Raw genomic sequence first — 19,877 nt, 5'->3', positions numbered from 1 at the left:
TATAATTTAGCTTAATCCGTCACTGGTGAGGAAAGCTGTTCCTCCAAAGTAGAGAAGTCGCATTATGGCAAACGTGCTTGCAACCGTAGATCAACGAACCAAACTCGTCGGTGAAAATCGGCTCGAACTGCTGCTGTTTCGAATTAACTCTACCCAGTTATTTGCGATTAACGTCTTTAAAGTCAAAGAAGTCGTCAAGTTACCACCATTAAATTCTATGCCCGGCAGTCATCCCCATATTTTTGGGGTGGCGAATATTCGTGGCATGTCGATTCCCGTCATTGACCTGCGTTCGGCTATCGGTTTTAAACCTGTGCCTCCGGGAGATGATGCCAATATGATCATCACCGAATATAACCGCAGTGTGCAGGGCTTCTTAGTCGGTAAGGTCGAGCACATTATCAACATGACCTGGAGCGATATTATGCCGCCGCCTAAAACGGCTGGGCGAAATAATTACCTCACGGCCATCACCCGCATCGAATATCAAGGTCAGTCGCAACTGGTGTCGATCATCGATGTCGAGAAGGTACTTGCGGAAATCGTCCATTACGATATTCGTCTCTCCGAAGGGGTATTGGATGAGAGCCTGTTAGACAAGATGCCCGGTAAGAAGGTCTTGATTGTCGATGACTCGTCAACCGCAAGGCGCCAAGTGCGTGAGACCTTAGGCCAACTCGGGATTGAAATCATCGAAGCCTCCGATGGCTTGCAGGCATTGCATTTACTGCAAAAATGGCGCGATGAAGGCAAGAATGTCGCCCAAGAGCTGTTGATGATGATAACCGATGCCGAAATGCCGGAGATGGACGGCTACAAGCTGACCTACGAAGTGCGTAACGATAAGGCGATGGCGGATTTATTTATCACCTTAAACACTTCGCTCAGCGGTAGCTTTAACAATGCGATGGTTGAGAAGGTTGGCTGCGACAGGTTTATTTCTAAATTCCAGCCTGACTTGCTGGTGGAAGTGGTGCAAGACAGGTTAAAACAAGTTATTGGCAAATAACGCCACTGATTTAACCGATTGCTCAATTACAGGTTTGAAACCCATTGGCCGCCCTAGCAACCTGCGATTTGCGGCCTCGTTATTTTCAGCACTCGCTTTTAGTATTTCACTTGTGGCTCGTACTATTGGCTGTAACTTGGACTATTTGCTGTGATGTAGACGATTTACCGCGATACGGTTTATTGGCTGAGTTCGGCTTTAACATCGGCAAGGACTTGGCGCTTCATCTCTTTGGCTGCCGCGATATGGATCCGCGCAAGCCTAAGGGCATAGTTAAATCTCTGCCTACCGACTAATCGAATAAGCTCGGCAAAAAATACGGGATCTAAGCAAAATTGCTGGCTGTAGTAGTGAATCGCCGCGGGTAAAGAGGTGTAAGTCACCCCATCAAACTCAAAGCGAGTACTGTCTAACTGGCATTCGAGTTCAACCCCTTCAAGCTGTATCGGCCAGCCCGGAAAATTAATCCTGTCGCGGGAAATTTGATACATCATCCAAGCGCTTTTTTTAAAGCCTTCAAACACTTTGCAGGAAAACTCAGACTCGGCTAACTCTTCCTCCGTCCAATTAATCCCAATGGCTAAGTGCTTGGCATAAATGCTCATTAGGGCATCTTTAACCGCCACACGGCAGTCCCAGATAGAGGTTAAGGTGTGCTTTTTAGCAAGTTTTAAGCATTCGGCGCAGCAAGGAACGGCTAAAGCCGGGTGGGGCGCATGTGACTCTGCTTGATATTCCAATCGGTCTTTGCAGGGCTCGCCGCAAAACCAACAGAGGTGACGTTTATCGAAGGGTATGTCGATACAAGGGAAAGCGGACATCAAGAGCTAAATACCTCAGCCCTTGATGCCTTAAACATGCTGTTTTGGTTGATGGATTTAAACCTCTTCAACATCAACTAAATCTTTCGCCAGAACGATAGGATCTAACTCTAAGCAGTCTTCATCGCTCTGCCAATCAACACCAATCAACACGCCATCGTCGTTGAGATCCGATACCCAGTACTCGAGGAATTCTTCGAGGCTAATGGCCACCGCTTGGTAGTCTTTCCACTCTTCGGTGCAGTGAGATTTTGCCTGCGCTTCACTCGACCATAAAGGCATAACATCAGTATCTTCGAACTCGCCCGAGTCACAAACGACCCAGCCTTCGCCAGTTTCATCCATCAAACCCCAGAGTGTTTGATGTTCTTTTACGTTTTCGATAAAGCCAGCCAACGCCGCGTTGATTTCAGTCATGATAGGTCTCTTTGAAGTATGCTGTTAACTTGTCCATTATACGGCAACGGATAGATAGTCCAAGGGATTCTTTGCTAAGATTTTTTCGCTGTTGGTTAACTGAGCAATAAGTGAATTTATCTGGCGATTTCTGGTGATAAGCATTGTGTTAGCGGGCGCTATGGGTCAGGATGTGCCGAGCAGAGGCACCGATAATGATTACTGATTGTTGGTGAGTATCTGGCTCGATTTTCTGGGGGAGAAAATAGTTTCGTGGATGTTTGGCCGTTGCCCTGTTTGTTGGCCTATCAACACAGCGGCAACCTGTTTATGGCTTAATATCGTATCTCTCTTGGCTTGGGGTGATCCACCTCTTGCCTCGCTCAGCTAAGATACATTCTTAGCGCTGACTGTAGGAGTAATTGATTTGATCAAATTGAAAGGAATGCCCTATCTTGCCGCCAGCATCGCCGCGTGTGTGAGCTTAAGTGCGTGTTCGAGCGCGCCAACCTCCGGCGGTACGACTCAAACCGCGATCGCTGAGACGCAGGCCGCCGTGCAAGAAATGCCGCTCAGTGACACCATCGCCGCCCATGCTGCAGCGTTTCCGACCTGTGTGGCTAACCTACAGGAGCGCGCACGTACCGAAGGCTTATCCGAAGCCACTATCCAAGACACAGTCGCCAGTTTACAGTTTGTGCCTAAAGTGATTGAGCTTGACCAAGCTCAGCCCGAGTTTAGTCAAACCTTCAACAACTATTTTACTAAGCGGGCGACCGATTGGCGGGTGAATGAAGGCCGCCGTTTACTGCAAAAACACCGCGCGCTGCTCGATAAATTGGCGCAGGAATACGGTGTACCGCCACAATATATTCTGTCTTTCTGGGGACTAGAGACTAACTACGGTTCCTACAAAGGCAAAATGTCTGTGTTAGATTCCCTTGCGACCTTGGCCTGTGAGCCGCGTCGCAGTGGCTATTTTACGACTGAGCTGATGCAAGCGCTTAAGTTAAAAGAAAAATACGGCTTTGATAAGAGCACTATGGTGGGCTCTTGGGCCGGCGCCATGGGGCACACCCAGTTTATGCCCTCGGCCTATGCTAAATATGCCATCGATGGTGATGGTGACGGTAAGGCCGATTTGTGGAATAGCACCGAAGATGCACTCACCTCGGCGGCGAACTTTTTGCAGCACTTAGGCTGGCAACGCAATGAGCGTTGGGGGCGTGAAGTGGTATTGCCGCGCAATTTCAACTATGAAAACCTTGGCGCCAAACAGGCGCAGCCGCTATCCCAATGGGCGGCGCAATCTGTCGTGCAAAGTAATGGACTGCCTTTACCCGCTATCGATATGAAGGCGGCGCTGTATTTGCCCTCGGGTCATACTGGCCCCGCGTTTTTAGGCTATGAGAACTTCAATGTGATCATGCGTTGGAACCGCTCCGAATTTTACGCCATTACCGTTGGTCATTTGGCCGATAGAATTAATGGTGGCGAACCATTAAAAGTGGCGCCGCCCGAGCAACCACGTTTGAGTCGCGAGCAAATCAAACAGTTGCAAACCAAGCTGAATGAATCAGGCTTCGATGTCGGAAAGCCCGACGGCGTACTTGGGCGTAACTCTTCGGCGGGGATCCAAGCATTCCAGCGCAGTAAGAATATGATTGCCGACGGTTTCCCAAGCCCTGAAGTCTTCAGTGCTCTGGGGATTTCACTCTAAAGTCTTTAGGTTGTGTCGTACTGCCTGCGAATATTGCCGCAAGTGGCTTATGGTTCACTCAACCCTATGCCACTTTAGGCATGGGGCTTGCTGATCCGCAGCCGTTTAAGCTTTGGTGAGGTATCGCAGGGATAAAACAGTGGAGTGCAAAGGCCAGTTTTGTTAAGCTCGGCCGACATTTGAAATCGAAGCAAATCAAAGGATATTCGATGAGCATTAAAGACGATATGGTTGTGCAGTTTAACTACACTCTGCGCGACGAAAAAGGCGAAGTGATCGAGACAAACGAAGGTCGCGAGCCGATTGCTTACTTACACGGCCATGACAACATGATGCCAGGTGTTGAGAATGCGATTAATGGTAAAGCGATTGGTGAAAAGTTCACTGTTACTCTGCCATGCACTGAAACCTATGGTCAGCGTATCGAAGGTGAAGCGGCGCAGCAACGTGTGTCTGTGAAGCACCTGTTAGGCGCTAGCGTGTGGAAGCCAGGCATGACGGCTGTGGTTCATACTGATCAGGGTCAACGCCAAGTGACTATCGTCAAAGTGGGTAAGTTTATGGCGACTGTGGATGTTAACCATCCATTAGCGGGCCGTGACTTAACCTTCGATATCGAAGTGGTTGGCGCCCGTGATGCGACCGATGAAGAAATTGCCCACGGTCATGCCCACGGTGTCGGCGGTCACCACCACTAATCTGTGTGGTTTCTCCCATTAATACTCTGCAACAGCAGGTGTGCCCAGGAATAACGACCAGATAAGTAAACAAAAGCCCAAACCTAGGTTTGGGCTTTTTTGTGCGTAAATGCTTTGGTTTCAAACAAACTCTAGCAATGAAAGTCTCGCAATCAACATCGTGGTTTTTGTGCAAAGGATTCACCGCTAAACTTATGGCCACTTTTCGTGGCGATGCTTGAGCACAGGCTTTCCTGCGTTCAAGCCCAACAAGTGCACAGTTTAATGGGTATGCTTCATCGGTTTATCACTAAACATCATATCAAGACTCGCTTGGGTCTGTGGGTGGTAACCACTGCGGGCCGCTAAGTAAACGGTTTTTGCCCAGTCATAGTGCTCGCTGCTCGCCAGTTTTTGATACAAAGGCACAATCAGCCTGCGCCGGCCAATCTCGGTTAAATGTTGTTTCAATGCAGGTAGGACACTGTAATAACCGTTATCGAGGGCGAGGGCATACCAGGCAAAAGCGATTTCATTATTGTGGGTGCCTGTAAAATGAAAGGCCTTATCTAACTCGGCTAATTGCTGCTCTGTGAGATTTAGCCTTGGCATTTCATTAATAAAGCGTAGCCATTGATGCACAGTCCAGCCCTGAGTGTTTAGCGCGCGGGCCTCACGCTTGCCTTCTAACCACGCTTGGCGCTGGGCATCGATATCATCGAAGGCGTGTGAGTTGGGTGGCACTAAAAAGCTGGGTAAACCTTGTCCCTCTACCCAAGTATCCACTTCGGACTCGCTGACGATATTGGGATATTTTTGCAATAACTGCTGCGTGAGGTAATTGCGGAACTGCTCCGTGGTAATGCTTTGAAACGCAAAGTGATCGAAGTAGCTTTTCACAAAGGTGTCGAACCGTTCGCGGCCAAATTTTTGCTCGAGGAAGCGCAAAAATAATTGCCCTTTCACATAGGGGACGCCGCTAAAGGCATCGTCGGGATCGCGATCGCCTAAGTCAATATGCAGCACTGAATCGCCAGCGGGCAACTCAGCTAATTCGGCCAATAGTTCAGAGTAACCAATGGTTTGCTCCATCAGGGCGCGGTCGCGGCCATAGAGATCTTCCATAATTCGGTTTTCCACATAGGTGGTAAAACCTTCGTTAAGCCAGAGATCGCGCCAGGTGGCGTTAGTGACTAAATTCCCCGACCAAGAATGGGCCAGCTCGTGGGCGATTAAACTCACTAGGCTTTTATCTCCCGCGATGACTGTGGGGGTAATAAAGGATAATCGCGGATTTTCCATCCCGCCGAAGGGGAAACTCGGCGGAAGGATCAGCAAATCGTATCGGCCCCAACGGTAATCGCCGTAACGTTTGGCGGCGATGGCGATCATCTCCGGCGTATCGGCAAATTCTTTGCTGGCCTTGGCAAGCATTTCGGGCTCGGCCCAAATGCCTGAGGTGTCGTCTAAGGCGGCAAATTGCAGATGTCCCGCGGCAATGGCAATCAAATAGGCCGGAATCGCCTGCGGCATAGTGAATTGGGTTTGCGTCGAAGACACGTTCTTTCGGTCGGCGCTCATCACGACACTAATGCATTGCTTAGCGGTGACAGTGGCGCTATAGGTTTGGCGCACTGCGGGCGTATCTTGCAGCGGGATCCAGCTTCTGGCATGAATGGCTTGGCTCTGGCTAAACATAAATGGCCATTGCTTACCTTGGGTTTGCTCTGGAGTCAGCCATTGAATACCGGATGGATTCTTGGAGGTATGGTAATTAACTTTGACCTTAGCGACTCGCTCTTGAGGCAGATTGATGGTGAGCGCTGCGCCTTTGACCTTATCGGCTGTGCCTAAACTAAAGGGCACGGATTGCCATTGGCCGTTTGCATTTAACATGCTGACACTGTTAATCGTAAGGTCACGGGTATCGAGCACTAGTACTTTTCCGGCCTGATGCCAATCCAGTTCGAGAATCGCGTCCCCCGAGAGTTGCTGCTGCGCAAAATCTACGTTTAATGCCAATGCGATGTGATGAATGCTCACTTGCTGGTAGTTGGCAAAGGTCAGCTCATCGGTGACAGAGTGCATTTGGCTGGCGGTGACGCTGGCTAGGTTCGTATTCGGTAAGGTATTGGCCGCATTGGCATAATGTACTAATGGCAGCATCAAGAGTGCGCTGCTAATAAGGGTACGACGGGATAAAAACATATAACCACCCAGTGTTGTGATTCTTGTTATGGTGTAAATCGCACTAGCCGCGAGCGGGCTGGCATCGCTGATGCGGGATTTTACTCGAACTGCTCTGCTTTGGGGCAATTTAGCTGACACTAAAATGTAATTAAACTTTATCTAGACTGTGGGATTACCTTGCTAAAAAGCTGGGTTAAGCGTCTATGCCGAGCGGATAAGGACTTGACGTAAGCGGACTCTAATACTGCAGCTGTGTGGATTTGATGGTGATGGATAAACCTAAGCTTGCTCAACCTATGGCTGGTCTGTCATCAACCCTAATGCGAGTTTAAAAGTTCATCCTTGGCGAAATAACTTTGCTATCATGGCGCGTTTTAACAGTGACTATCACGAGAGCGGAATTGCGATGCTAGTGGAATTTTCTCAGGGTAAGTTAATTGCCACTGAATTTGAAGTGCAGATCCGGCTGAACATGGCCAATGTGGTGCTTCAAGCTGCGGCCGAAGACATCAGCCTTAGACAGGATCCGCCGATGATCATCGCCAATGGCGGCGGCGTGCGTTGGAGCATTAAATTAGATAACACAAATCAGCTCGACGCATTGCAAGCCCTCATTGGCATTGATTATCTGTAAAGCGCTCGCGGGGCGAGCATAATAACTTTTGATTTATAAGGGATTTGTCAGTATGACACTTGAACGTATTGTGATTGAGCCTCAAGTTGAGGCGACGGCGGCGGTGATTTGGTTACACGGTTTAGGGGACTCGGGCGCCGGGTTTGCACCTGTGGTTCCGGCGTTAGGATTGCCTGCGGGGCATAGCATTCGCTTTATCTTCCCCCATGCGCCAGAGCAAGCGGTGACCATTAACGGCGGCTACATTATGCGCGCTTGGTATGACATCAAGAGCATGGATTTGCACGATAGAGCCGATATGCAGGGCGTGATGGCCTCGGAGCAGAGTGTGCAATCCTTGATTGACGAACAAATCGCGGCTGGTATTCCGAGTGAACGCATCGTCTTGGCAGGTTTTAGCCAAGGCGGGGTGATGAGCCTATTTACGGGGTTACGTTATCCTCAAAAACTCGCTGGCATTATGGCGCTTTCCTGTTATTTACCGACGGGTGATGTATTACCCAGCCAATTAAGTGTTGCCAATGCGAAAACGCTTATTTTACATCAGCACGGTGAACAGGATGATGTGGTGCCATTATCCGCAGGTTTATTAGCGAAGAATGCGCTAGAGGCGGGTGGATATTCAGTGCAATGGCAAACCTATCCTATGCCACATTCGGTCATCCCTGTGCAATTAAAAGCAATAAGCACTTGGTTACAACAGTGTTTTGAAATGTAGAAAAATCTAAATGCTGATAAAAACATCATGCGGTAAAAAGTGTTTTTACTGTTTGATGTTTTTTATTCAGAACAATAAGATGTTTTGTCATTAATTGCTAACTTGCTTAAATTTAACGAGTTAAATTTAATATTCTGGTATTTTTCAGTCATTGAAACAAAAAGTAAAAATCAGCCGTTTAGCTTATTTTTTATTTGAAACAAATTTGTCTTAAATCCTCCTTGTGATTCCACATTAAAGTCACGTTTATTAATAAAAATGACACAATTCGTCTTTATTCTTTGCTATTATGCGTGACGCGAATTGGATGGACTTCGCGACAATCTATCTATGATAAAATAATTAAAATCAAGGGGTTGATGTAATGACAAATAAGCTTATTAAAGGACTAATTGCGACTGCAGTGCTGGCTGCGCTAGCAGGTTGTAATAGTGATGATGATAATACTAAAGTACCAACAACCTGTGCCGAAGCGGGCAGTGCTTGTAAAACTTTTACCGTATTGCACACCAATGATAACCATGGCCGTTTCTGGGAAAACAGTGATGGCGAATATGGTATGGCAGCGCGTAAAGCGTTAATTGATCAAATTCGTGCTGAAGTCAGCAAGAATGGCGGCCAAACATTATTATTGTCTGGCGGTGATATAAACACTGGCGTACCAGAATCTGATTTACAGGATGCGATTCCTGACTTTACTGGTATGAACAAAATTGGTTACGACGCAATGGCAGTCGGTAACCATGAATTCGATAACCCATTATCTGTTTTAGATATGCAGCGTCGTTTAGCCGAATTCCCAATGCTGGCGGCGAACATTTACCGTAAAAATGCTGAGGGTGGTCAAGGTGAACGTTATTTCGAGCCTTACAAAGTGTTCGTTATTAACGGTCTTAAAGTGGCTGTGATTGGTTTAACCACCGAAGACACTGCAAAAATCGGTAACCCAGAATTTATCAGCGATTTAATTTTCACCGATCCTAAAGTGGAAGTGGCGAAAGTTATCAAAGAAATTAAAGACGCCAAAGCGGCTGATATTATCTTCGCAACGACCCACATGGGTCACTATGCCGATGGCCAAAACGGTAGCAACGCCCCAGGCGACGTAGCTATGGCTCGTGCGTTGAATAAAGGCGACTTACAAGTTGTGATTGGTGGTCACTCACAAAATCCAGTGTGTATGGAACCGGGTACTGACAATAAGTCTTATGCCGACTTCAAACCTGGTGATGACTGCGCGCCAGATCAACAAAACGGCACTTGGATCATGCAAGCCCACGAATGGGGTAAGTATGTTGGCCGTGCAGATTTCCAATACTTCAACGGTGAACTGCATTTAGCGAGCTACAAGCTGATCCCAGTTAACATGCGTAAACTGGACGAAGCAGGTAAGAAAACCACAGAACTGGCTGGCACTAAGATTGAGCCAGATGCTGAGTTAAAAGAGCTGCTGTCTTACTACCAAGAAAAAGGCCAAGCTAAGTTAGACGAAGTGATTGCGACTACCGATGCGCTGCTCGATGGTGAACGTGCAAACGTACGTAACAAGCAAACCAACTTAGGCCGCATGTTAGCCATGGCACAAAGCGGTAAAGTGTCTGCTGACTTTGGTGTAATGAACTCAGGTGGTGTGCGCGCTTCTATCCAAGCGGGTGACATTACTTACCGTGACGTACTGACGGTTCAACCTTTCGGCAACATGGTCACCCTGAACGAAATGACGGGTACTGAAGTTGCGGCTTACTTAGGCGCTGTGGGCAGTATCCAAATCGGTTCAGGTGGTTATGCGCAGATCACTGGCGTGAAAATGACCATCGACTGTGCGGCTAAGACGGCTAATATCAGCGAAATCAACGGCAAAGAGTTCAGTGCGACAGCAAGCTATAAGTTCACTGTACCTAGCTTTAACGCTGCAGGTGGTGACGGTTATCCAAAACTGGCTAGCCCAATCCAAACCGGTTATGTAGATGCGGACTTACTCTATTCATTCCTGAAAGAGAAACAAGCTATCGTAGCTGCTGACTACAACCCAGTGGGTGACATTGTTTACGAAAACTCAAACAGTGTTGAAGGCTGTCAGCTGTAATCGCATGCGATAAATTATCGTAAAAAAATGCCACTCATTTGAGTGGCATTTTTATTGGTATTCTAAAATCACCTCCTCTGGAGGTGGTGATCGTTCATGTGGGGATTTGCCCGTAGAATACCCATGCTAAATGCTGCCTTTGTTTGTTACCAGCAAATGAAGGAGTAAATAGCATGAGCAGATACGAGTCTTCATCACACGAATTTTACCGTTGTTAGTATCACTTAGTGTGGGCACCTAAGTACAGATACAAGATTCTGAAAGAAAACTTGGGTAAGGAGCTTTACTGAAGTATTTATGTATATTGCAATATGAAGAGATTTACGGTGGTAGAACTAAATGTGCAAATGGACCATGTGGACTTGGTTGTAAGGACTCCACCAAGTCTAAGCGTATCGGAATTGATGGTTTTTGTTAAAGGTCGAACAGTGATCAGGCTGTTTGCAAAATTTCCTTATTTAAGAAAGCAAAGGCTTTGGGGGAATCACTATTGGCAGAGGGGCTATTTTGTTGACTCAGTAGGAGCCAATGAGGATATCATCAGAAGATATGTAAGGTATCAGGATAAAGTCGCTAAAGAGAAAGCCAAGAGGCAAATTCAGTTAGATTGGAATATTAGTTTGTTAGCCCCATTCTAGGGGGCTGTATCAAAGGCACCTGCTATGCAGGTGGATTTATACTGTCTTTAAAGCAATTTAGTGATGTTTCTGAACGCTAGAATGCCGTCTTGCTATAACGTGCTCTGTTGCGCCAAATTCCGTTCGCACTCCATACCGCGCCAAGACTAAAGAGCATCACGCCGCCCATGATGATTGTCAGCCTTATCCAAGGCGCATCGTGGGCGATACGCATTTGTACCGCATCGATCGCGGTTGTGCCCCAAACGACTACCACACTGATGAATAATATCGCTTGCAGTAGTCGAATGACGACAGGGTGTTTGATAAGTAAACCCATAGGCGCGAATGCAAATAGGCCAGTTAATACAAGCTGGTCATAGCGTAGAAAATGCGCGCTTAACAGCCAAAAGGCGACAATAATCCAGCTCACTCTCCACCACATAGTTTTCCTCTCTATCTTTCTATATTGACGAGGTCTAATGTAATGGGTTTTAAAGGACTATTCTATTTGCTTGTTCACAAAATTAGGATAAGACAAATAAAAAAGCCCAACTGAGTTGGGCTTTTTAGTAGATATAGATGCATTCGAAAGTGAGGATTACTCTACTTTATGCACTTGTTCATCGAAGTTACTGGCGACTTTACCGGCTTGAGTATTGTTGAATACGGTTTCGTTAAATTCGCCTTCAGATTTGGCAATCACCACAGTCGCGACGCAATCGCCTGTTACGTTAACCGCGGTGCGCACCATATCCAGCAGTCGGTCAACCCCGATAATGAGGGCAATACCTTCAACGGGCAGACCAACTTGGTTAAGCACCATAGCTAACATGATCAAGCCTACGCCCGGAACCCCAGCAGTACCGATTGACGCTAAGGTCGCGGTGACAACAACGGCAGCATAATCGGTAATGGTTAACTCAATACCAAAGACTTGGGCGATAAATACAGTAGCGACACCTTGCATAATCGCCGTGCCATCCATGTTAATGGTGGCACCTAATGGCAGGGTGAAAGAGGCAATTTTATTATCAACACCGAGTCTGTGCTCAGACGCCTCAATCGTAATCGGTAAGGTGGCGTTTGAGCTTGCGGTTGAAAAGGCAAACAACTGCACATCACGCATCTTACGAATAAAGATCAGCGGATTTAAGCCTGAGAATAACTTAAGCAGGGTCGGGTAGACGATAAAGGCGTGGATGAGTAACACCACCAACACGACAAAGAAATACTTGACCACACTTTCGAATGTTCCCAAACCTAGCGTTAAAGCCAGTTTTGCCATCAGTGCAAACACCCCGTAAGGCGCAAGCTGCATGATCAGCGTAACGACCCGCATGATCACTTCATTTAAATCTTCAAATAACGCGGCAACACGTTTCCCACGTTCGCCAATATGCGCAATCGCAAAGCCAAAAATCACCGCAAAGATAATAATCTGCAGCATATTGCCTTCGCTCATGGCTTGCATCGGATTCGTTGGCACTATATTGATTAGGACGCTCGAAAGACTAGGCGCTTCTTTGGCTGTGTACTCCATTTTTTCGGAAGCGAGCGAAGCATTACCTGGATGAACTAATACCGCGCTGACAATGGCGAGAATTAAAGCAATCGCTGTTGTGAATAAATAAAAGGCTAATGTTTTGCCGCCTAAACGACCTAATTTTGAAGGTTCACTCAGTGAGCAAGTGCCACAAACTAATGAAATAAATACCAGTGGAACCACTAGCATTTTCAAACTTGAGATAAAGATAGTGCCGATAACATGTAAGAAACCTTCAGTAATATAGTCTTTTACGATATCGCTTTCTGGAAAGACATTGCGGAGTATGAGACCTAAAGCAATACCTGTTGCCATACCGAACAGAATTTTGCTTGTAAGGCCGAATTTCTTTTGTAATAAGGTTGCCATGGGGGTTCCTGTGTGTTTTTTATACATTCTAATATTGGCGACGACAAGCCTAGCAAGAAAATGCAGAAGTTTAAATGAGTTCCGATGTTAAACTGGCTGCAAAATATGAGAAATAAAATAAGAGAGTATTGGAAAAGTTAGGTGAAAATTGTGTAATGTTAGCCTATAAGTTAAAAGCGTCAATCTTAGTATTATCATCAGAGTAACAGGGAGCCTGACAATGAAGTCAGCGTATAAGGTTTTTCTCGCAGGATTATGTTCACTTTTCTTGGTCGCATGTGGCGGCGGAGGCAGTATCTCCGACGATGGCACTGGCACCACACCATCAGATAAATATGTCATTAAATTGGGGCTGACTAATTCAAGTGGGCAATCAATAACGGAAGTTTCGAATGCTGCTCCAGGAAAGCTGACTGCAACCTTGACGAAAAATTCATCAGCTTTAAGTGGCGCAAGAGTTGTTTTTAGTCTAGAGGGTCAAGGAGTGTTAACCCCTGATAGTGGGGTAACTAATACTGAGGGTAAGGTTTCCATTGATGTCTTGCCTGGTAATATACTTGGTTCTGGCAAAATTACAGCAACTTATACTCCAACAGGGGGGAGTGCTGTTACATCAGATGTTTCCTTTAATACTAAAGGTGATGGTGGAGCATCAACAGGCGGTGCGCAGGTATCCTTGATAATGGTGAGTGACCTTGAGTCAAAAACTCCCATATCAACAATAACGTCACTTTCACCTGGTTATCTTATTGCTAATGTGACGGGTATTTCCAAGCAAACCATAGTTCAATTTTCCAGTACTCGCGGTGAATTACCTATAGATACAGCCATTACTGAACAAGGCGTTGCATATGTTCAAATTTTGGCCAGCTCTCAGCCTGGTGCAGGTAGTGCAACAGCAACATTGCTTTCGGGAGAAAAATCTGAACCTTTAGTATTTAGTATTGGTGCGACGAATGTATTTATGGGAAGTGGTTCTCCGTTCCAGAACGGTGTAGCTTCTGTTGAACCTTCAATTGTTTCAGCTGGTGGAACTTCAAGTGTTTCTGTATCTATTCAGGATGATTCTGGTAATCCATTTACTGATCCTGTAGAAGTTCAATTCACCTCTGTTTGTGCTTTAAAGGCAAATGCTGAAGCAGAATTAAGTACACCTGTTGTTGCCGTTAATGGCGTTGCAACGAGTACTTACCTAGCAAAAGGTTGTGTGGGGGATGACACTATAAATATTAGTGCCAATGTCGGTGGAAAATCTCTAACGGCCAAGGCAATTGTGAATGTTTTACCGGCCAGCGTAGGGAGTATTTTTTTCTTAGAAGCATTGCCTGAGGTCATTAAACTCAAAGGAACTGGTGGTGCAGAAGCTTCTACTGTAAAGTTCAAGGTAATGGATAAAAATGGCATTGCAGTTAGTAACCAACGGGTCAATTTTTCATTAAACACTAAAGTTGGTAATATCATCCTTGATCCAGAGTTTGCGACAACCAACAGTCAAGGTATCGTTCAAACAGTCGTTAATTCGGGTTCTGTGTCTACAAGCGTTAGGGTCACTGCAACAGTTGACGGCAGTTCTCCTGCAATATCTAGCCAATCAAACCAATTAGTTATTTCTACTGGGTTACCTGATCAAGATAGCTTCTCTTTGTCTGCATCGAATCTCAGTCCAGAAGGTTGGGATTATGACGGTGTTGAAGTTGATGTCACTGCTCGCTTAGCGGATGCTTTTAACAACCCTGTCCCCGATGGTACAGCTGTTACTTTTACTACCGAAGGTGGCGTAATAGAATCGTCATGTTTGACGGTAAATGGTGCTTGTTCAGTTAAATGGACAAGCCAGAATCCTCGTCCTACAGGTGACACCTTGGCTATGCAAGGTAAGGAACCTTCTTTAGATGCAGGGTTAGGCCAACCTTATGGTGGTCGTGTGACAATTTTAGCGACAGCTATAGGTGAAGAGTCATTCCCTGATACCAATAGTAATGGTCGTTTTGATGCATCTGAAGTTGATAGCTTTTTAAATAAAAAGGATGTATCAGGTAATCCGTATGATTTAAGCGAAGCTTTTGTTGACCATAATGAAGACCACATTTTTAACCCAAGTGTTGCCGGTGGTGAAGCTGGGGGAGATGCAGAGGTCTTTACTGATTTCAATAGCAATGGTGTATATGACCAAGCGGATGGATTATATAATGGGAGCTTGTGTCAGTTAGATGTAAATGGAACACCTCATTCCGGTTGTTCAGCATCGAGTAAGTCAGTAAACGTAAGAGCTTCGCTTATTTTGGTTATGTCTGGTAGTGAAGCGATGTCATCCAGCCCTGTTATTGTTGATAGCTGCATCGATGATAAATCCAAGGCCGATGTGTGCGATGGTCTAAATGATAATAATACAATTGATATCATTGGAAAGAGTATCGGTGGGGTTTCACTCATTATTGGTGATCTGCATAATCAGCCACTACCTGCTGGAACTATCATTACGTTTACAGCAACAGCAGGAAGTTTAGCTAGCAAAGGTAGCATAACAGTGGTTTCCTCCAATGATAATGCATCGGCATCATACTCAGTCACAATAAAAGGAGCTGAGCAGCCCGATGCAGGAACGTTGAGAATTGAAGCTGTGACACCTAAGGGACTTATTACTCCTATAGCGACTATTCCTGTTGTTATTCATTAAAAGCTTGATGGTATTTGCATGTAAAAAATAAGGTGCCAATGGCACCTTATTTTTTACCTTCAGATTTTACGCTCCAATCACATTAGCGTTGGAATGGATACACACTTCCCAATTTCATGATTTGGGTGAGCTCATCTAATGCGGTGCGTGATTCAATCACTAATTGCGGATCGGCTAAATCTTGAGTCGATAAACGGTCGCGGTAGTGCTTATCCACCCAGGTATTTAAACGCGTGAATAAAGCATCGTTAAGTAAAGTGTGTTGATTCACAGCAGCCACTTCTCGCTCATTCATGGCAACCCGTAAACGCAAGCAGGCGGGGCCGCCACCGTTTTGCATACTTTGTTTCACATCGAAATACAGCACTTGCTTGATTGGCGTATTTAACGTGAGTAGTTCATTTAAATACGCATAAACAGCAGGGTTCTCTTGGCAGTCTGTTGGGGCAATGATGGCCATTTCGCCCGAGGGGAGGGTGATTATCTGGGTATTGAATAGATAACTCTTTACCGCATTGTTAATTGCCACTTTGGCGGTTGGAACCTCGATAAAGAATAATTCGGTATCGAGTTTTCGTCTTATTTCATCCAATTTAGCCTGTGTATTTAAGAATGCCTGCTCATGGTAAAACAGCACATTTTGGTTACCCACGGCGATCACATCATTGTGGAATACCCCTTGGTCAATGACATTGGGATTTTGTTGAATAAAGACGCAGTTATCTTCCTCAAGTTGATGCAATCTTGCTATCGCCATCGACGCTTCGAGGGTTTGTCTTGCGGGATATTTTTGCGGTCTTGGCGCATTGGGATTAGTGGCTTCTTGGCCGTAAACAAACAGCTCGACCCCAGCATGACCATATTCTTGACACAGGCGAGTATGATTCGCGGCGCCCTCATCACCGAAGCTATTATGCTCAGGTAAATGATTATGGTGATGAAAATAGTGGGGATCGTTGAAAGTTGCTGTTAAGATGCGCCCCGTTGTGATGGGCTCGATACTGCGATGCAACTTATCGACTAAGTTGGCAGGGGTAAAATGCAGTTTACCGTCACGGGTGTCGGCACTGGGCGACACGGTTGCGGCATTTGCCGTCCACATACTCGAAGCACTGCAACAGGCATTAAGCAGCGCAGGCGCGGTTTTAGCGGCTTGTTGTAAAACTTGGGCATCACTGCCAGAAAAACCAATTCGGCGCAGTGTATTAAGATCTGGGCGCTCTTGTGGCGCTAACATGCCTTGGATCATCCCTAAATCAGCGAGTGCTTTGGCTTTTTGCAAACCTTGTTTAGCGGCGGCTTTAGGATTTGAGACTAAAGCGGCGTTGTTGAGTGAGGCCACATTGCCAAAAGACAAACCGGCATAATTGTGGGTTGGCCCAACGAGTCCGTCGAAATTCGCTTCAAAGTGCTTCATTGCTTATCCTTGTGATAGGGAAGGTTATTATTTATTCAAATGGTCCCTGAAGCGACCCAGTATACTGAAGGTTTTTGTGGGCACAAGCGCACGGTTTTGTGCTCAAAGCGACTTTTTCACGATAAATGCATAACTATTTCTTGCTTGCTGGCAAATAATGAAATATTAGTTTTTAATTACGCAATATTATTTTTTTACATTTTTTCAACTTTGATTAAAAAGTGACTCGCTGGTACATATAAAAGAGGGATTAGCTTGAAACTCTCAATGCAACCCTCTATATATGGAGCCAATTTCCACCTTCTTGAGATTTTTTGGCGCAAATCAAACTATGGGTAAATCGCTAGTTATTGTCGAATCACCGGCCAAAGCTAAGACTATTAATAAATATCTTGGCAAAGAATTCATCGTTAAATCGAGCGTGGGGCATATCCGTGACCTACCAACCTCTTCTTCATCTGACGGCAATGAAAAGGTGAAATCCGCCGCCGAAGTGAAGAAGATGTCGCCAGAAGAAAAGGCGCGATATAAAAAGGTGAAAGACCACCAGGCGCTGGTGTCGCGTATGGGCGTTAACCCTGAAAAGGGCTGGGCGGCTAAATATCAAATCCTACCGGGTAAAGAGAAAGTCGTTAAAGAGCTGCAAGCCTTAGCCGATTCTGCTGACCAAATCTATCTCGCAACGGACTTAGACCGTGAAGGGGAAGCCATCGCCTGGCACTTGCAAGAGGTGATTGGTGGCGATCCTTCGCGGTATCAACGTGTTGTTTTTAACGAGATCACCAAAACTGCGATTCAAGAAGCCTTTAGTAAACCTTCTGCTCTTGATACCAATATGGTCAATGCCCAACAGGCACGACGCTTTTTAGACCGTGTCGTCGGCTTTATGGTGTCACCACTGTTGTGGAAGAAGGTTGCCCGCGGATTATCTGCAGGACGAGTACAATCCGTGGCAGTGCGTCTTGTGGTGGAGCGTGAAAGCGAAATCAAAGCCTTTGTACCCGAAGAGTTTTGGGATGTGCATGCACAGCTCAATACGCCTGCGAGCGAAGCGCTGCGCATGGAAGTGGTTAAGTACCTAGACTCAGCCTTTGAGCCAACAAACGAGCAACAAGCGTTAGCCGCCGTTCAAGCCTTATCTTCAGCCAGCTTTAAAGTTATTGCTCGTGAAGATAAAGCGACCCAGAGTAAACCTTCGGCTCCTTTTATTACCTCGACTCTGCAACAAGCGGCCAGTACTCGCTTAGGCTTTGGGGTGAAGAAAACCATGATGATGGCACAGCGCTTGTACGAAGCGGGTCACATCACTTATATGCGTACCGATTCGACAAACTTAAGCCAAGAAGCGTTAGACAGCGTGCGTGAGATGATCGGCAAGGAATACGGCGCCAAGTATTTACCTGCCGAACCGATTCGCTACGGCTCTAAGGAAGGCGCGCAAGAGGCACACGAAGCGATTCGTCCATCAAACGTGAAGGTCGAAGCGGCTGCATTAACTGATATGGAACGTGATGCACAGCGTCTTTACGAGCTTATTTGGCGTCAGTTTGTCTCTTGTCAGATGACACCTGCCCAATACGATGCGACCAAACTCACGGTCAAGGCGGGTGACTATGAACTGAAAGCTACGGGACGTATCCTGCGCTTTGACGGTTGGACTCGTGTGCAAACCGCATTGAAAAAGAAAAATGAAGAAGACAATACCTTGCCCTCGGTGAACGAAGGTGATCTGTTGTCTCTGGTCGAATTAGAGCCTAAGCAACACTTTACTAAGCCGCCCGCCAGATACAGCGAAGCGTCATTGGTAAAAGAATTAGAGAAGCGTGGTATCGGTCGTCCTTCAACCTACGCCACGATTATTTCGACGATTCAAGAGCGGGGTTATGTCAAAGTTGAAAACCGCCGTTTCTACGCTGAGAAAATGGGCGAGATTGTCAGTGAACGTTTAGTCGGTAGTTTTGCCGAGCTGATGAGCTACGACTTTACCGCCAGCATGGAACAGACCCTCGACGATGTTGCCAGTGGTGAGCTGGATTGGAAAAAAGTCCTCGATGGTTTCTATGCCGACTTCACTAAACAACTAGAGAAGGCGGAATTGGCGCCAGAAGAAGGCGGTATGCGCCTTAATCAAATGGTGATGACCAATATTAAGTGTCCGACTTGCGGTCGCCCAATGGGGATCCGTACCGGCACAACTGGGGTGTTCCTGGGTTGTTCGGGTTACGAGTTGCCACCGAAAGAACGCTGCAAAACCACCATGAACCTAACGCCAGGTATAGAAGCGATTAGCGACAGTGAAGATGCCGAAACCGATGCGCTACGCGCCAAGCATCGTTGTGGCATTTGCGGTACGGCGATGGACAGCTACCTTATCGACGAAAAGCGTAAGCTGCACGTTTGCGGTAATAACCCCATCTGTGAGGGTTATGAAGTCGAAGAAGGCCAATTTAAGATCAAAGGTTACGAAGGTCCATTAATCGAATGTGACCGCTGTGGCCATGATATGGAGCTGAAAAACGGCCGTTTTGGTAAGTATTTTGGTTGTACTAACGAGGAATGTAAGAATACTCGTAAGTTACTGAAAAACGGTGAGGCAGCGCCACCAAAAGAAGATCCTATTTATCTGCCAGAGCTGAAATGCAGCAAGTCTGATGCGCATTTTGTGCTGCGTGACGGTGCGGCGGGGATTTTCTTGGCTGCCAGTACTTTCCCTAAATCTCGGGAAACCCGTGCGCCACTGGTTGAAGAGTTAGTGAAATATCGCGAGCTTTTATGGCCTAAATACCAGTATCTTGCCGATGCCCCTATCGCCGATGATGAAGGGAATAAAGCGGCGGTGAAGTTTAGCCGTAAGACCAAAGAGCAATATGTGGCGACCGAAGTTGACGGTAAAGCGACGGGATGGTCGGCTCATTATGTGAATGGTAAATGGGTAACTGAATCGACAGCGAAGAAAGCTAAGAAGTAACCTAATTGAATAGGATTTAAGTTCCTTTTCTT

The 19,877-nt window shown here is 46.3% G+C and carries 14 protein-coding genes and 1 pseudogene; 9 read left to right on the top strand and 6 right to left on the bottom strand.

Going from position 1 to position 19,877, the window contains the following annotated elements; genetic code table 11:
- Positions 1 to 64 precede the first annotated feature (64 nt).
- Positions 65 to 1,009, top strand: coding sequence for a chemotaxis protein CheV (locus K0H59_RS12430; RefSeq protein ID WP_088211580.1), 945 nt, complete (start codon positions 65 to 67; stop codon positions 1,007 to 1,009).
- A 179-nt stretch (positions 1,010 to 1,188) separates the two neighbouring features.
- Here the strand turns inward: K0H59_RS12430 and K0H59_RS12425 are convergent, their stop codons facing one another.
- Both K0H59_RS12425 and K0H59_RS12420 read right to left on the bottom strand, forming a co-directional pair.
- Positions 1,189 to 1,830, bottom strand: coding sequence for a hypothetical protein (locus K0H59_RS12425; RefSeq protein WP_088211581.1), 642 nt, complete (start codon positions 1,828 to 1,830; stop codon positions 1,189 to 1,191).
- Between the two features lie 57 nt (positions 1,831 to 1,887).
- The gene (locus tag K0H59_RS12420; protein WP_011072081.1) at positions 1,888 to 2,247 is read right to left on the bottom strand and encodes a DUF2750 domain-containing protein; all 360 of its coding nucleotides are present in this window, start codon (positions 2,245 to 2,247) and stop codon (positions 1,888 to 1,890) included.
- 406 nt (positions 2,248 to 2,653) lie between these two features.
- Between K0H59_RS12420 and K0H59_RS12415 the strand changes: the two genes are divergently transcribed.
- The gene (locus K0H59_RS12415) at positions 2,654 to 3,946 is read left to right on the top strand and encodes a lytic murein transglycosylase (RefSeq protein ID WP_258405841.1); all 1,293 of its coding nucleotides are present in this window, start codon (positions 2,654 to 2,656) and stop codon (positions 3,944 to 3,946) included.
- A 209-nt stretch (positions 3,947 to 4,155) separates the two neighbouring features.
- Positions 4,156 to 4,644: a peptidylprolyl isomerase gene (locus K0H59_RS12410; protein ID WP_011623029.1), complete on the top strand. Its 489-nt coding sequence runs from the start codon at positions 4,156 to 4,158 to the stop codon at positions 4,642 to 4,644.
- Between the two features lie 261 nt (positions 4,645 to 4,905).
- On the opposite strand, the gene K0H59_RS12405 is transcribed toward K0H59_RS12410, so the two are convergent.
- A complete protein-coding gene (locus tag K0H59_RS12405) occupies positions 4,906 to 6,831 on the bottom strand; it encodes a M1 family metallopeptidase (RefSeq protein ID WP_220053302.1) in 1,926 nt (641 codons plus the stop codon).
- Positions 6,832 to 7,219: 388 nt separating this feature from the next.
- On the opposite strand from K0H59_RS12405, the gene K0H59_RS12400 reads away from it, so the two are divergent.
- The 4 genes and pseudogenes from K0H59_RS12400 to tnpA all read left to right on the top strand — a co-directional run bounded on the left by K0H59_RS12400 (position 7,220) and on the right by tnpA (position 10,889).
- Positions 7,220 to 7,447, top strand: a complete 228-nt coding sequence (locus K0H59_RS12400) for a DUF3389 domain-containing protein (RefSeq protein ID WP_220053301.1) — start codon at positions 7,220 to 7,222, stop codon at positions 7,445 to 7,447.
- Between the two features lie 52 nt (positions 7,448 to 7,499).
- The gene (locus K0H59_RS12395) at positions 7,500 to 8,165 is read left to right on the top strand and encodes an alpha/beta hydrolase (protein ID WP_220053300.1); all 666 of its coding nucleotides are present in this window, start codon (positions 7,500 to 7,502) and stop codon (positions 8,163 to 8,165) included.
- A gap of 364 nt (positions 8,166 to 8,529) precedes the next feature.
- Complete coding sequence (ushA, locus tag K0H59_RS12390) at positions 8,530 to 10,251, top strand: bifunctional UDP-sugar hydrolase/5'-nucleotidase UshA (RefSeq protein ID WP_220053299.1); 1,722 nt, start codon at positions 8,530 to 8,532, stop codon at positions 10,249 to 10,251.
- 227 nt (positions 10,252 to 10,478) lie between these two features.
- Positions 10,479 to 10,889 (top strand): annotated as a pseudogene (gene tnpA / locus K0H59_RS12385) (IS200/IS605 family transposase).
- A gap of 76 nt (positions 10,890 to 10,965) precedes the next feature.
- On the opposite strand, the gene K0H59_RS12380 reads toward tnpA, so the two are convergent.
- Together K0H59_RS12380 and K0H59_RS12375 are read right to left on the bottom strand one after the other, a co-directional pair.
- Positions 10,966 to 11,313 carry a hypothetical protein gene (locus K0H59_RS12380; RefSeq protein ID WP_220053298.1) on the bottom strand — a complete coding sequence of 116 codons (348 nt, stop codon included), beginning with the start codon at positions 11,311 to 11,313 and terminating at the stop codon, positions 10,966 to 10,968.
- A gap of 156 nt (positions 11,314 to 11,469) precedes the next feature.
- Positions 11,470 to 12,783, bottom strand: a complete 1,314-nt coding sequence (locus K0H59_RS12375) for a dicarboxylate/amino acid:cation symporter (RefSeq protein ID WP_011716748.1) — start codon at positions 12,781 to 12,783, stop codon at positions 11,470 to 11,472.
- 220 nt (positions 12,784 to 13,003) lie between these two features.
- On the opposite strand from K0H59_RS12375, the gene K0H59_RS12370 reads away from it, so the two are divergent.
- Positions 13,004 to 15,460 carry a hypothetical protein gene (locus K0H59_RS12370; RefSeq protein WP_220053297.1) on the top strand — a complete coding sequence of 819 codons (2,457 nt, stop codon included), beginning with the start codon at positions 13,004 to 13,006 and terminating at the stop codon, positions 15,458 to 15,460.
- Between the two features lie 82 nt (positions 15,461 to 15,542).
- On the opposite strand, the gene astB is transcribed toward K0H59_RS12370, so the two are convergent.
- Positions 15,543 to 16,877: an N-succinylarginine dihydrolase gene (gene astB, locus K0H59_RS12365; RefSeq protein ID WP_220053296.1), complete on the bottom strand. Its 1,335-nt coding sequence runs from the start codon at positions 16,875 to 16,877 to the stop codon at positions 15,543 to 15,545.
- Between the two features lie 331 nt (positions 16,878 to 17,208).
- Between astB and topA the strand changes: the two genes are divergently transcribed.
- On the top strand, positions 17,209 to 19,845 hold the full coding sequence (gene topA / locus K0H59_RS12360) for a type I DNA topoisomerase (protein WP_220053295.1): 2,637 nt from the start codon (positions 17,209 to 17,211) through the stop codon (positions 19,843 to 19,845).
- The last annotated feature ends 32 nt before the right edge of the window (positions 19,846 to 19,877 follow it).

The organism is Shewanella sp. FJAT-51649 (assembly GCF_019457435.1).
Taxonomy (GTDB): Bacteria; Pseudomonadota; Gammaproteobacteria; order Enterobacterales; family Shewanellaceae; genus Shewanella; species Shewanella mangrovisoli.
Note: the sequence above shows the minus strand (reverse complement) of the source record. Positions and strands in the feature narration are given on the sequence as shown.

What these genes read in the sequence shown, in the direction of transcription:
- K0H59_RS12430 (WP_088211580.1), top strand. Translation starts at nt 65, where the DNA reads ATGGCAAACGTGCTTGCAACCGTAGATCAACGAACCAAACTCGTCGGT.
- K0H59_RS12425 (WP_088211581.1), bottom strand. Translation starts at nt 1,830, where the DNA reads ATGTCCGCTTTCCCTTGTATCGACATACCCTTCGATAAACGTCACCTC.
- K0H59_RS12420 (WP_011072081.1), bottom strand. Translation starts at nt 2,247, where the DNA reads ATGACTGAAATCAACGCGGCGTTGGCTGGCTTTATCGAAAACGTAAAA.
- K0H59_RS12410 (WP_011623029.1), top strand. Translation starts at nt 4,156, where the DNA reads ATGAGCATTAAAGACGATATGGTTGTGCAGTTTAACTACACTCTGCGC.
- K0H59_RS12405 (WP_220053302.1), bottom strand. Translation starts at nt 6,831, where the DNA reads ATGTTTTTATCCCGTCGTACCCTTATTAGCAGCGCACTCTTGATGCTG.
- K0H59_RS12400 (WP_220053301.1), top strand. Translation starts at nt 7,220, where the DNA reads ATGCTAGTGGAATTTTCTCAGGGTAAGTTAATTGCCACTGAATTTGAA.
- K0H59_RS12395 (WP_220053300.1), top strand. Translation starts at nt 7,500, where the DNA reads ATGACACTTGAACGTATTGTGATTGAGCCTCAAGTTGAGGCGACGGCG.
- ushA (WP_220053299.1), top strand. Translation starts at nt 8,530, where the DNA reads ATGACAAATAAGCTTATTAAAGGACTAATTGCGACTGCAGTGCTGGCT.
- K0H59_RS12380 (WP_220053298.1), bottom strand. Translation starts at nt 11,313, where the DNA reads ATGTGGTGGAGAGTGAGCTGGATTATTGTCGCCTTTTGGCTGTTAAGC.
- K0H59_RS12375 (WP_011716748.1), bottom strand. Translation starts at nt 12,783, where the DNA reads ATGGCAACCTTATTACAAAAGAAATTCGGCCTTACAAGCAAAATTCTG.
- K0H59_RS12370 (WP_220053297.1), top strand. Translation starts at nt 13,004, where the DNA reads ATGAAGTCAGCGTATAAGGTTTTTCTCGCAGGATTATGTTCACTTTTC.
- astB (WP_220053296.1), bottom strand. Translation starts at nt 16,877, where the DNA reads ATGAAGCACTTTGAAGCGAATTTCGACGGACTCGTTGGGCCAACCCAC.
- topA (WP_220053295.1), top strand. Translation starts at nt 17,209, where the DNA reads ATGGGTAAATCGCTAGTTATTGTCGAATCACCGGCCAAAGCTAAGACT.